General features: G+C 51.3%; 12 protein-coding genes. 10 read left to right on the forward strand and 2 right to left on the reverse strand.

What is annotated here, in order from left to right; genetic code table 11:
- The first annotated feature begins 1 nt into the window (after position 1).
- Entirely contained in the window at positions 2–1084 is a 1083-nt protein-coding gene (paaE, locus tag FPE01S_RS05195) for a 1,2-phenylacetyl-CoA epoxidase subunit PaaE (protein WP_046367767.1), read from the forward strand.
- Between the two features lie 9 nt (positions 1085–1093).
- Here paaE and FPE01S_RS05200 read toward each other — a convergent pair whose 3' ends face one another.
- Positions 1094–3553, reverse strand: a complete 2460-nt coding sequence (locus FPE01S_RS05200) for an ABC transporter permease (protein WP_217998169.1) — start codon at positions 3551–3553, stop codon at positions 1094–1096.
- A 145-nt stretch (positions 3554–3698) separates the two neighbouring features.
- On the opposite strand from FPE01S_RS05200, the gene paaA reads away from it, so the two are divergent.
- Genes paaA through FPE01S_RS05245 form a run of 9 tightly spaced genes read left to right on the forward strand, consistent with a single transcriptional unit; the run spans position 3699 to position 11513 of the window.
- A complete protein-coding gene (gene paaA / locus FPE01S_RS05205; RefSeq protein ID WP_046367768.1) occupies positions 3699–4673 on the forward strand; it encodes a 1,2-phenylacetyl-CoA epoxidase subunit PaaA in 975 nt (324 codons plus the stop codon).
- On the forward strand, positions 4660–4962 hold the full coding sequence (gene paaB, locus FPE01S_RS05210) for a 1,2-phenylacetyl-CoA epoxidase subunit PaaB (protein WP_046367769.1): 303 nt from the start codon (positions 4660–4662) through the stop codon (positions 4960–4962). The genes paaA and paaB overlap by 14 nt, the downstream gene beginning before the upstream one ends.
- A gap of 3 nt (positions 4963–4965) precedes the next feature.
- Positions 4966–5778, forward strand: a complete 813-nt coding sequence (gene paaC, locus FPE01S_RS05215) for a 1,2-phenylacetyl-CoA epoxidase subunit PaaC (RefSeq protein ID WP_046367770.1) — start codon at positions 4966–4968, stop codon at positions 5776–5778.
- Positions 5772–6260, forward strand: coding sequence for a 1,2-phenylacetyl-CoA epoxidase subunit PaaD (gene paaD / locus FPE01S_RS05220; RefSeq protein WP_046367771.1), 489 nt, complete (start codon positions 5772–5774; stop codon positions 6258–6260). The genes paaC and paaD overlap by 7 nt, the downstream gene beginning before the upstream one ends.
- An 8-nt stretch (positions 6261–6268) precedes the next feature.
- Positions 6269–7042 carry an enoyl-CoA hydratase-related protein gene (locus FPE01S_RS05225; RefSeq protein ID WP_046367772.1) on the forward strand — a complete coding sequence of 258 codons (774 nt, stop codon included), beginning with the start codon at positions 6269–6271 and terminating at the stop codon, positions 7040–7042.
- A gap of 22 nt (positions 7043–7064) precedes the next feature.
- On the forward strand, positions 7065–7484 hold the full coding sequence (paaI, locus tag FPE01S_RS05230) for a hydroxyphenylacetyl-CoA thioesterase PaaI (protein WP_046367773.1): 420 nt from the start codon (positions 7065–7067) through the stop codon (positions 7482–7484).
- Positions 7485–7508: 24 nt separating this feature from the next.
- The gene (locus FPE01S_RS05235; protein ID WP_046367774.1) at positions 7509–8102 is read left to right on the forward strand and encodes an acyltransferase; all 594 of its coding nucleotides are present in this window, start codon (positions 7509–7511) and stop codon (positions 8100–8102) included.
- Positions 8103–8131: 29 nt separating this feature from the next.
- A complete protein-coding gene (obgE, locus tag FPE01S_RS05240) occupies positions 8132–9136 on the forward strand; it encodes a GTPase ObgE (protein WP_046367775.1) in 1005 nt (334 codons plus the stop codon).
- Position 9137: 1 nt separating this feature from the next.
- Positions 9138–11513 (forward strand): hypothetical protein, encoded by a 2376-nt coding sequence (locus tag FPE01S_RS05245; RefSeq protein ID WP_046367776.1) that lies wholly within the window; start codon positions 9138–9140, stop codon positions 11511–11513.
- Here the strand turns inward: FPE01S_RS05245 and FPE01S_RS05250 are convergent.
- Positions 11486–12079 carry a DNA-3-methyladenine glycosylase family protein gene (locus FPE01S_RS05250; RefSeq protein WP_046367777.1) on the reverse strand — a complete coding sequence of 198 codons (594 nt, stop codon included), beginning with the start codon at positions 12077–12079 and terminating at the stop codon, positions 11486–11488. The two genes, FPE01S_RS05245 and FPE01S_RS05250, sit on opposite strands and share 28 nt — an antisense overlap.
- Between the last annotated feature and the right edge of the window lie 18 nt (positions 12080–12097).

Here is a 12097-nt window from a genome sequence, read left to right on the forward strand (position 1 = left end):
TATGTCCATTCATTTCCACAAGCTCCGGATCTCCGATATCCGCAAAGAAACAGATCAGTGTGTCAGTATCGCCTTAGCAATACCCGAAGACCTGAAAGAAGTTTTTACCTACCGGGCTGGACAAAACATTACGCTGTTGCATGCAGTTGGTGGTGAAGAATTAAGGCGCTCCTATTCGGTATGCAGCTCGCCACTTGAAAAAGAACTGAGAATCGCTGTCAAGGCGGTTGATGGCGGAAAATTCTCTTCATTTGCCAATGCACACCTCAGGGTAGGCGACATGATCAGCGCACTCCCACCCACTGGTAAATTCAATACCGATCTTGACGCGGTGAAGTCCCGCTCATACCTGGCGTTCGCAGCAGGCAGCGGTATAACCCCCATTATTTCACTTGCTAAAACAATTCTGGCAACAGAACCCCGCAGTAACTTTTCCCTGGTCTATGGCAACCGCGACCGGACCTCGATCATTTTTCGGGAACAGCTGGAAGCACTCAAGAACAGATTTATGGAACGGTTCCGCATCTTCCATATTCTCAGCCGCGAACAAATGGATATTCCATTGCAGCAGGGACATATAGACTCAGAAAAATGTGCGGTGTTGGGCAAACACTGGGTAGACTATCAGACCATTGATCATTTTTTCATCTGTGGACCTGAAGCCATGATTTTTGGTGTGCGTGATTTCCTGCTGAATCAGCAGATCCCCCTGCAAAAGATCCATTTTGAACTGTTTCATACACCGGGACAACAGCCCATGCCTGTAAGCCAGCTTGCACAACCTGCACCGGCTAACGGTGAAGACGCGACCATTCAGGTCAGAATGGATGGTTCCACACTTCAGTTTCCCCTTGCCTGGTATGGCCCGAGCATTCTCGATGCTGCACTGGCTGCCGGGGCAGACCTCCCCTACGCCTGCAAGGGTGGTGTATGCGCTACATGCCGCGCCAGGCTGATTTCCGGGGAAGTATCCATGAACCAGAACTACGCCCTTGATGAAGCGGAAACCGAAGCAGGCTTTATTCTAACCTGCCAGGCACATCCCCGCAGCAAGGACGTAGTGGTTGATTTCGATCACCGGTAGACGATCTTCCTATTCAGACCGCAATCCCCTGATCGGATTACTTAACGCAGCTTTAATGGATTGAAAACTTATCGTTGCCAGTGCAATCAGCAATACGATCAGTGCTGCAAGTCCGAACATCCACCAGGTCAGCGAAATCCGGTAAACATAATCCTGCAGCCATTTTTGCATCCCGAACCACGCGATCGGTGAGGCAACGACGATAGCTATTCCCACCAGGATCAAAAAGTCCCTTGACAACAGTCCGTTGATCTGCGCAACAGATGCACCCAGTACCTTGCGGATACTGATCTCCTTGTTCCGCTGCTCAGCCATGAATGCCGACAAGGCGAAGAGGCCAAGACAGGCGATCACGATTGCCAGCAGTGAAAAGCTCCCGAAGATCCTTTGCATGCGCTTCACATCAGCATACATCTGTTCAAAATTCTCATCAAGGAAACTGTACCTGATCTGCTGGTTCGGCATAAAACTGCCCCAGACCGTCTTGATCTGGTCAAGGGCAGCAGACATATCTGCCGTTTTCACTTTTACAGCAATCATGGTCGGACTGGATCCCAGTACAAAACACAACGGATCAATACCAGCCCGCATATTTTCAAAATTAAAATCCTCCACCACACCGATGATCCTGTATTTGGTCCAGTTGACAATCACTTTGTCCAACGGATCCTTCAGTCCCATCTTTTTCACCAGGGCGGCATTTACCACAACCGCCTGCGAATCAGTCGGCATATCCGGTTGGAAATTCCTGCCGGATATCAATTTCATCCCCAGGGTATTGAGATAGTTATGATCAACCGTCCACACCTGAACAGGAGTACCGATAGCTGTCTGCCGCTGGGTCTCCTCCCAGAAAGTGTTCATATTTCTTTTCGTATTGCCGACCGGCAGAAAATCGCTGACGGTCACCGACTGTACGGTGGATTGTTTCATCAGCTCTGTTTCAAAACTCTTCACCTGGTTTCCCAGTGTATTCGTACCCTGGATCATCACGACCCTGTCCTTGTCAAATCCGACCTTTCGGTTCAGTAAAAAATTCGTTTGACTGAAGATCACGATCGTACCGATGATCAGGATAATGGAACAGGTGAACTGAAATACCACCAGCACATTGCGCAGCATGGAGCTTTTGCTGCCACGCGCCACATCCCCCTTTAATACGTTTACCGGACGGAAAGAGGATAAATAAAGAGACGGGTATAATCCCGCAGCAATACCCGTCAGCAGCGCTCCGCCCACCAATACAGGCAGGAACCAGGGCGATAGCCAGGGAATAGTAAGTGATTTTTGAGACAACTGGTTAAAATAAGGGATCAGCAACCAGGCAATTACTACGGCGAGCACAAAAGACAGCACACTGTACAATACTGACTCTGTCAGGAACTGTGTGATCAGGCTGCTTCGCAACGATCCGACTGCCTTCCGGAGCCCCACTTCACGGGCACGGTTGGCCGATCTTGCAGTAGACAGGTTGATGAAATTGATACAGGCAAGCATCAGGATAAAAACAGCCACCGATCCGAACAACCACACAAACCGGTTATCACCATGAGACAAAGCATCCTCCACATCATGGGTCAGGTGTATGTCCTGCAGCCGTTGTGTTTCCAGCCAGGCCTTTTTCAGAAAATTATCCGCCATCGGCTCTCCGGCTTTCTTCAATTCCGGGATCATGTATTGCGTCAGCACAATACCGGTAGCTTTTTTCGCAAAGGCCTTCGGATCGGTTCCCTTTGCCAACCGCACATAGATATCATAGTTGCTGGCCATCCAGGTATCCTGTTCGCCGTCCCAGAAACTGGTACCCACCATACTGATAAAGTAATCGTACTGCAAATGACTGTTACCCGGAAAATCTTCCATCACACCGGAGATCCTGATCGGCCTGTTGTCACGGTTATTCAGCACAAGCATTTTGCCCACAGGGTTCTGGCCCGGAAAAAATTTCTCTGCTTTTTTACGGGAGATGAGCAGAGAGAACGGTTCCCTCAACGCTTTTTTGGGATCGCCTTTAATGATGGGGATATGCAGCAACTCTATGATCTCGGGGTCTGCAAAGCAGAAGCCTTCCTCATAAAAATTTTCTTTTGTACCGACCTCCCTGATCTGGTTGCTGCCTGCACCATCAAACAGTTTGCTGGGCATTAACCTGCCGGCGAGTTCCACTTCCGGCATATCCGCCTTTAACGTTCGCGCCATTGGCGCCGGGAAAGAAGTACCCTTATTGAGTTTGGTATCATCATTAAATATCCCGATCATGCGAAATACCCGATCGCCGTCCGGATTGGATTTATCATAGCTGAGTTCATGCTGGATGAACAACGCAATGAGCAGGCAGGCGGCAATGCTTAATGCAAATCCACCGATCTTGATGGCGGCATACATTTTCTGCTTTTTCAGCTGCCGGATGGCGATTTTCAGGTAGTTCTTTATCATGCGGAAATAACCCCAACCGATATGCCAATACATAAAACGCTGATTATGAGCAGACCGCCAAATCTTTGCCTAACGCCAGTGTCCGAATGCGTACAATAATTGTTCGTTTTTGTCGCTTTGAACTACCGCGAATTACTAACACCTGTTAGCTTAAGGCGCAAATTTGTACATTTGAAATATGACAGCAGGAAACGCCAATACAGATCCCCAGGAAATATTCGATGATAAGGTTGCCCGGGAGATCCGTATCGAACCGAAGGACTGGATGCCGGACAAATATCGTCAGACGCTGATCCGCCAGATCTCTCAGCATGCGCACAGTGAGATCGTTGGTATGCTGCCTGAAGGAAACTGGATCACGCGTGCTCCTACCCTCCGGCGTAAAGCGACCCTGATCGCCAAAGTGCAGGACGAAGCAGGGCATGGATTGTACCTCTACAGCGCGGCAGAGACCCTCAATATCAGCCGGGATGAAATGCTTGCCCAGCTGCACAGCGGTAAGGCGAAATATTCTTCCATCTTTAATTATCCTACTTTGACCTGGGCAGATATCGGCGCTATCGGATGGCTGGTAGACGGCGCCGCAATTATGAACCAGGTGCCGCTTTGCAGGGCGTCATACGGGCCCTATGCCAGGGCCATGGTGCGCATCTGCAAGGAAGAAAGCTTCCATCAGCGCCAGGGATTTGAGATTCTGCTCACCCTGAGCAGGGGATCGTCGCCGCAGCGGCATATGTGCCAGGATGCCATCAACCGGTGGTGGTGGCCCAGTGTGATGATGTTCGGACCTTCCGACGACCAGTCGCCGCATAGTGCGCAGAGCATGGCGTGGAAGATCAAAAGATTCAGCAATGACGAACTCCGCCAGAAATTTGTGGATGTGTGTGCGGAACAGGTAAAGTTGCTGGGCATGACCCTGCCGGACAAGGACCTCCAATGGAACGCCACCACAGAGCATTATGATTTCGGACCCATCAACTGGCAGGAATTCTGGGATGTTGTCAACGGCAACGGTCCCTGCAACCGCGAAAGGCTGGAAGCCCGTGTAAAAGCGCATGAGGAAGGCCAATGGGTTCGTGATGCTGCGATTGCCTTCGCTGCAAAACAAAATGATTCAATCCGGAAAAAAAATACCGCAGATGTCGCAGCCTGAAACTTCCGCCAGGGAATGGCCGCTTTGGGAAATCTTTATCAGAAGCCGCCAGGGGCTGGACCACAAACATGTGGGCAGCCTGCATGCAGCTGATGCAGCAATGGCTATAGAAAATGCACGTGACGTGTATACACGACGGATGGAAGGAGTCAGCATCTGGGTGGTGGAAAGCAGGCATATCCATGCTTCCAATCCCGAAGAAGCAGAAAGCCTCTATGATCCTGCTACCGATAAAGTTTACCGGCATCCGACCTTCTACGACCTTCCGGATGCGCTCAAACATATGTAACCTATGAATGCTGCGTTGCTTTCCTATTCCCTGCACCTCGCCGATACCGCTTTGATTGCCGGTCACCGTAACAGTGAATGGACCGGTCATGGCCCGATCCTGGAACAGGATATCGCACTTTCCAACATTGCACTCGATCAGATCGGTCAAGCCAGATTCTTTTACCAGTATGCTGCCCGGATCTGCAATACCGTCCCGACAGCGCAATTGCCCTCCGTCACCGGCACTGAATTTTGTACACCCGTCGCCTCCACCATTGGTGAAGACGACCTTGCCTATTTCCGGGACGCCCGCGACTACCTGAACCTGTTGCTTGTGGAATTGCCGGATGGCGACTGGGGCCAGACCATCCTGAAACAATTCCTGCTGGCTGCCTACCAGCACTGCCTTTTTGATAAACTGGCCGGATCATCCGATCCTGACCTGGCAGCAATTGCCGTAAAGTCACTGAAAGAAATTACCTATCACCTGCGCTGGAGCGGAGAATGGGTCATCCGGCTGGGTGACGGCACCACCGAAAGCCACGCGCGCATGACAAGGGCCATGGAGCTCCTTTGGCGGTATACCGGAGAACTCTTCCTCAATACACCCTATGAAACTGAACTGGCCGCGCAGGGAATAACCGTAGCACCTGAAACAATCAGGCAACCATGGTCCGATAAGGTGCTTCCTGTACTCCAAAGAGCCGGATTGAACATCCCTGAAGGCCAGTTTCTGTTGCAAACGGGTAAACTAGGGCAACACACTGAGCACCTTGGTTACCTGCTCGCCGAAATGCAATTTCTTCAACGCGCCTATCCGGGAAATGAATGGTAAACGAAGCGACGATATGGAAAATCCTGGAAACCATCATGGATCCGGAAGTGCCTGTTTTGTCCATCACCGATCTTGGCATTGTTCGTGCCGTAGAAGTGACAGGCGAATCAGTAACGGTAACCATTACACCAACCTACAGTGGTTGCCCGGCCATGGACCGGATCGCATTCCTGGTCAGGCTGGCGATGCTGGAAGCCGGCTTCAGGGAAGTGACCGTGAAAACCGTATTGTCACCGGCATGGACTACCGCCTGGATGTCTGAAGCGGGAAAAGAAAAACTTCTTGCCTATGGCATTGCACCACCGAACCCGGTGCAACAGGTCTGTACCCCCGATTTTTTTCAGCAGGAGGAGGCAGTGGAATGCCCGCATTGCCGGTCATGGAATACCAGCCGCATCAGTGAATTCGGATCAACTGCCTGCAAGGCATTGTACCGTTGCCTTGATTGCGGAGAACCCTTTGATTATTTTAAATGCCATTAGCCAGTAACATGTCGTCAATCATTTTTCACATTGAAAACCAGACAGGATGGATCACACTGAACCGGCCTGAAAAACTCAATGCTTTTAACCGTGAAATGGCGCTGGCCATGCAGGAGGCACTGAACCGCTGTGCAGACAACAGTATTCGTTGTGTGGTGATTACCGGGGCGGGAAAAGGTTTTTCCGCCGGGCAGGACCTTGCCGAAGTGACCGATCCGTCGGGACCGGGAATGGCGCGGATTCTTTCCGAACATTTTAACCCGATTGTACTGGCTATTCGCGACCTGAAGAAACCTGTCCTTGCGGCAGTGAATGGCGTCGCAGCCGGTGCAGGAGCCAATATCGCGCTGGGCTGTGATATCGTTGTCGCCGCAAAATCAGCTTCCTTCATCCAGGCATTTTCCCGGATCGGGCTCATTCCCGACAGTGGCGGCACCTTCTACCTGCCGAGGCTGGTCGGGCAGCAAAAGGCAGCCGGAATTATGATGCTGGGGGAAAAGATTTCTGCCACCGATGCTGATCGGATGGGCATGATCTATAAGTCAATCGATGATGAACAGTTTCCGGACACCGTGAGGAAGATTGCCGATGAACTGGCAGAACTGCCTACACTCGCACTGGCGTATACCAAGAAGGCACTTCAATGGTCCTTTACCCACACCCTGCAGGAGCAACTCATCAATGAAGACAAACTGCAACAAAGGGCAGCAGTCACAGAAGATTTCAGGGAAGGTGTGGACGCTTTCCTGAAAAAAAGGCCGGCAAAGTTCAAAGGCAGATAATCTAATTCAATAGCTCAAACATATGGATACTACTCCTGAACAGGTGGTGCAATACATGATGGAGCTGGATGCATTCAGCAGATGGCTCGGTATAACAGTACTGGAAGTACGGGAAGGGTACAGCAGGATCACCATGGAAGTAAGACAGGAAATGGTGAACGGCTTTGGCATAGCCCACGGGGGAATAGCCTTCTCGCTCGCAGACAGTGCATTTGCTTTTGCCTGCAACAACAGGAATAACCTGTCTGTAGCGCTCGACACCAGTATCAGCTTCACAAAGCAGGTGCTTACCGGCGATCAGTTGTTCGCGGAAGCACGTGAACTTCACAATGGCCGAAGCACCGGGGTGTACCTCATCACCATCACCAACCAACGCCAGGAACTGGTGGCGCATTTCAAAGGAACCTGCTTCCGCACAGGCAAACCACTCCTAAACAACTAAACTCATAAACTTCTAAACAGTTTCATGTTCTACCGCTTCCACCACTTCATCCCCGTTGTACATCCCACTGCATTTGTTCACCCCCAGGCAGCAGTAACCGGCAATGTGATCATCGGAAAGGATTGCTATATCGGTCCCGGGGCCGCATTAAGAGGTGACTGGGGCGGAATCATACTGGAGGACGGTTGCAATGTGCAGGAAAACTGCACGATCCATATGTTCCCCGGCATTGTCGTTCACCTGGCCGAAGGCGCTCATATTGGCCACGGAGCCATCATTCATGGCGCCCGGATCGGCCGCAATTGCCTGGTAGGCATGAATGCCGTACTGATGGATCATGTTGAGCTGGGGGAGGAAAGCATCGTTGGTGCGCTTTCCTTTGTGAAGGAAGGAGAAAAAATTCCGCCGCGAAACCTTTGGGCAGGAAATCCCGCAAGGTTCATCAGGGAGGTCAGTGATGAGATGATCGCCTGGAAAACCCAAGGAACTGCCTTATACCAGGCGCTGCCTGCAGAAATGCGGGCCAACTGGGAGGCCTGTACGCCGCTGGAATCACTGCCCGAAGACCGCCAGCCACAGCAAAAAACCTATGAAAGCTGGCATTCAGCAAAAGGATAGGTTATCTTCGCATTCTTAAGTTGTATAATTTGTCAGAGAAATCGAACTTTGTAGATCAGATCAAGGTGTTTTGCAAAAGCGGACACGGAGGGGCAGGCAGTAAACATTTCATGCGGACCAAATTCAACCCGATGGCTGGTCCCGACGGTGGAGACGGAGGTCGCGGTGCGCATATTATCATGAGGGGCAACAAGAATCTCTGGACACTCCTTCACTTACGATACCACAAGAATATCCTGGCAGAGAATGGCGAGAGTGGCAGTGGGAACAATTCCAGTGGCCGTAGTGGTAAAGATATCTATATCGAAGTACCCCTGGGTACCATCGCTTTTGACGAAGCGACTGGAGAAAAGCAGGCAGAGATCCTGGAAGACGGACAGGAAATCATCCTGATGCGGGGTGGCCGAGGCGGATTAGGCAATGCCCGTTTCGCCACCCCCACCAACCAGGCTCCCGAACACGCCCAACCGGGCGAACCCGGCGAAGAAGGATTTGTTATCCTTGAACTTAAAGTACTGGCTGACGTTGGTCTTGTCGGATTTCCCAATGCCGGCAAATCAACCCTGCTCAGTGTGATCACAGCAGCCAAACCTAAAATTGCCGATTACGCATTTACCACGCTGAATCCCCAGCTGGGAATGGTCTCTTACCGGAACAGTACCTCTTTCTGCGTTGCCGACCTCCCCGGTATTATTGAAGGCGCTGCTGAAGGCAGGGGCCTGGGGCACCGGTTCCTGCGGCATATCGAACGGAACTCCATTTTGTTGTTTGTGATCCCCGCGGACAGTAAACACCATCGCGAAGAGTTTGATATCCTGCTGAATGAGCTGAAAGAATACAATGAGGATATGCTGCAGAAGGATTTTGTGATCGGCATCAGCAAAGCGGATATGCTTGACGAGGAACTAAGGGCAGCCATAGCCGATGAACTGCCACACGAAATTCCACATGTTTTCTTTTCATCAGTAACACAACAGGGATTGCCGGAATTGAAGGATTTGCTGTGGAAGGTGCTTCACCAGGCCACAGTATGATATGTATAAATATCCGCTGATACGGTTTCTGGCTAATCTCCTGCGCTGTTTCTGGATCTTTTTCCCTTCCCTCCTGTTTATCGTGCTGGCGTTGTTGTGTTTTACGCAACTCTCACAGGGAAAAGACCTGCTCATCTCCTTCACGGAGACTGCAGGCACTTTCGGCAGCCTCCTGCTGTCGAAGACTATATTTCTCGTCGCCATTATTTTCTGGGTATATATCAGCTGGTACTCCAGCCGCATGATCTCGTACATCAAAGGATTTCGCAGGCGGGAATTCGCCGATGCCATGGAAAACCGCTTCATGCACCGCTTTCCCAGGCTGATCGGCTACGGCTGCCTGGTAGTCATCCTGCTCACACTGACCACGCTGGTAACGGACTCAACCTGGCTGCACCGGCAACCCTTTCTTTTCCTGATCATTGGTACTTTGCTCCTTTGGCAGGCCGATAAAAAACTGATCGTATTAAGCAGCTACGGGAAAGAAGGCCGCTTCCTGCGACGCTTGTTATGGACGCTCGCGGCACTATTGCCTTTATTGCTGTTATTGTATACAGCCCTCGGCTGGTTCAGTAAAGTGCCCGCCCTTATCCTCCTGGTACTGCTCCTGCTCCTGGCTTTTATGCTCTACCTGAATCTGCGCCGCCACCGCATGGAAGCCCTGCACAACCAGTCAAAAAAAACAACCCAGGTGACCCATCGGCGGGGATGGAAAGGATTTGAAAACCGGCTGATGCAATTCCTGCATCTGCCCCCGGAAGAAAAGGGCTATTTCGCCGCTTTCAACATTATCTGCCTCACGGGTCTCATCGCTTATGCAGCAGGAATTTTCATGCTCAGGGCAAGTACGCTGATCGGCCCGTTTCCATTTATATTACTCGCATTCGCCGTCCTCCTGGGCTTTGGCAATATCGTGACAGCGCTGTCCTGCAAATGGGGCATCAGTATCCACTTCTTCATTTTTGCCTTCGCAGCATTCATCCCTACGCCCGACCATCACCGGGTAAGAACGGATAACCTGACCAGCCGGCAATTGCCGCCCGACCGGTTTCGGCAGCGACAGGACATTACAGAATACTTTAATCGTTGGGTGGCTGCCCGTCCCGAAATTGATTCGGCAGATCAATACCCGCTCTATATCGTGCTTGCCAATGGTGGCGCCTCCAGGTCGGCCTATTGGGTGGCGTCTGTATTGGGAAAACTGGAAGATGCCTCCATTTCAGGTACCGCAACCAACGATGCCGGAGACAATACAAGATTCTCCCATCACCTCTTTGCACTTTCCGGTACCTCCGGAGGTGGTGTCGGACTCGCCACATGGTATTCCATGCTCCTGCATCAGCAAAACAAAGCGCCGACCAGGGGATTTGAAGCCGCAGCCCGCAATTACCTGCGCCAGGACTTCCTCACGTTTACTTTGGCGCGCATGCTCGGGCCTGACTTCTTCAATTACATTCCGGGAGTGAACTGGCTGATGCCTGACGAAGACCGTGCCGAAGCGCTGGAACAGGCATTTGAAAAGGCCCGCGACAAAAGCTATTACTATGTCGGCTTCGACTCCACCTGGATCGATCAGTGTGTTACGCAAACAGGTATCACCTCAGGCATGCCCATCCTGATGATCAATACAACCAGGGTAAAAGACGGAAGTCCGGCAGTTGTGTCTTCCATAAAGCTGACACCCGAACTATACAATCGCCGCATTGATGTGCTCGGCCTGCTACGGAATGACAGGACCATGCGGCTGAGTACCGCTGCCATTCTCGGGGCAAGATTTCCTTTCATTAGTCCGGCCGGCAGGATCGACAGCTACCGGCCACCACCACCCGAAAACCCGGTCTCGCGCGATACGCTGCGTGCCAACTATTTTGTAGATGGCGGCTATTTTGACAATAGCGGGGCCGGCGTCGTACAGGAAATGATCCGTGCAATGATGCTAAGCATTCAGACCAGCAGGGACCCCCTCTTCCGCGCCCGCTGCAGGAAACTTTCGCTCCGCATTATCCAGATCACGAACAGCCCCCAGGGAACAGTTCCCCAAAAACCAATCGGTCCTTTTGTGAACGATCTGTTGTCTCCTTTACTGACACTGATCGGTGCATTCGATATGCAGACCACCGTTAATGACCGGCGGTTCATCACCTTTGCGCGCGACCTGAACCAACGTGCCGCATCAGCAGGTTTTTATAATGTACAATATCATCCCATCCACCTGTACAACGACCCGGAAATCAGGTCAGACACGCTGAGCAAAGGACCTTATGCGATGAACTGGTATATCAGCGACAGCGTACGCAACCAGATGGACAGAAGGCTGCTCTCACAACCACGATTACAGGAGTTGCTGGATCAATTGTCTTTCCAGGCCCATAGATGAAGGCAGGCATAAGTGCGGTACGGACTCCAGCGGCTGGACAGCTTCAGTAATTTTTCCCGGAAAAGCTTCTTATCCGTTGCATCCAGTTTATATAACCTGGCCATCGACTGCTGAAGGCCAAGATCATCTGCGGCAAATACATCTTCACGGCCGAGCGTAAACATCAGCATCATCTCTGAAGTCCATCTGCCTACCCCTTTGATCTGGGTCAGGTATTCAATCACCTCCTGGTCACTCATCTTCTTCAGCTTGTCCCATTCCATCCCCTGTTCGATCGCAAAGCGGGCTACGTTCTGCACATACTTCACTTTGGCATTGGACAGGCCAATGCCACGCAACACCAGCGGATCTGCGGCCAGCACCTGTTCCGCTGTGGGCGATCCGCTATCAAAAAGGGCCTGAAACCGCTTCCAGATAACAGCTGCTACCTTGGTAGACAACTGCTGGCTCATAATTGAACTGATGAGGTCCAGGTATACGGTTTTGTTCTTCTTCAGCTTCAACGGTGCCCCGGTTAAAATTGAAGCAAGTTTTTTGTCTTTTGACAAATGTTCCCAGTAACTCATACCCGAAAGTTAGTGATA

Source organism: Flavihumibacter petaseus NBRC 106054, assembly GCF_000974785.1.
In the GTDB taxonomy this organism is placed as follows: domain Bacteria; phylum Bacteroidota; class Bacteroidia; order Chitinophagales; family Chitinophagaceae; genus Flavihumibacter; species Flavihumibacter petaseus.

Excerpts from the sequence above, each read along its gene's own strand:
- FPE01S_RS05245 (WP_046367776.1), top strand. The coding sequence starts at position 9,138 with ATGTATAAATATCCGCTGATACGGTTTCTGGCTAATCTCCTGCGCTGT.
- paaI (WP_046367773.1), top strand. The coding sequence starts at position 7,065 with ATGGATACTACTCCTGAACAGGTGGTGCAATACATGATGGAGCTGGAT.
- paaD (WP_046367771.1), top strand. The coding sequence starts at position 5,772 with ATGGTAAACGAAGCGACGATATGGAAAATCCTGGAAACCATCATGGAT.
- FPE01S_RS05235 (WP_046367774.1), top strand. The coding sequence starts at position 7,509 with ATGTTCTACCGCTTCCACCACTTCATCCCCGTTGTACATCCCACTGCA.
- paaA (WP_046367768.1), top strand. The coding sequence starts at position 3,699 with ATGACAGCAGGAAACGCCAATACAGATCCCCAGGAAATATTCGATGAT.
- FPE01S_RS05200 (WP_217998169.1), bottom strand. The coding sequence starts at position 3,553 with ATGTATTGGCATATCGGTTGGGGTTATTTCCGCATGATAAAGAACTAC.
- paaB (WP_046367769.1), top strand. The coding sequence starts at position 4,660 with ATGTCGCAGCCTGAAACTTCCGCCAGGGAATGGCCGCTTTGGGAAATC.
- FPE01S_RS05250 (WP_046367777.1), bottom strand. The coding sequence starts at position 12,079 with ATGAGTTACTGGGAACATTTGTCAAAAGACAAAAAACTTGCTTCAATT.
- paaE (WP_046367767.1), top strand. The coding sequence starts at position 2 with ATGTCCATTCATTTCCACAAGCTCCGGATCTCCGATATCCGCAAAGAA.
- paaC (WP_046367770.1), top strand. The coding sequence starts at position 4,966 with ATGAATGCTGCGTTGCTTTCCTATTCCCTGCACCTCGCCGATACCGCT.
- FPE01S_RS05225 (WP_046367772.1), top strand. The coding sequence starts at position 6,269 with ATGTCGTCAATCATTTTTCACATTGAAAACCAGACAGGATGGATCACA.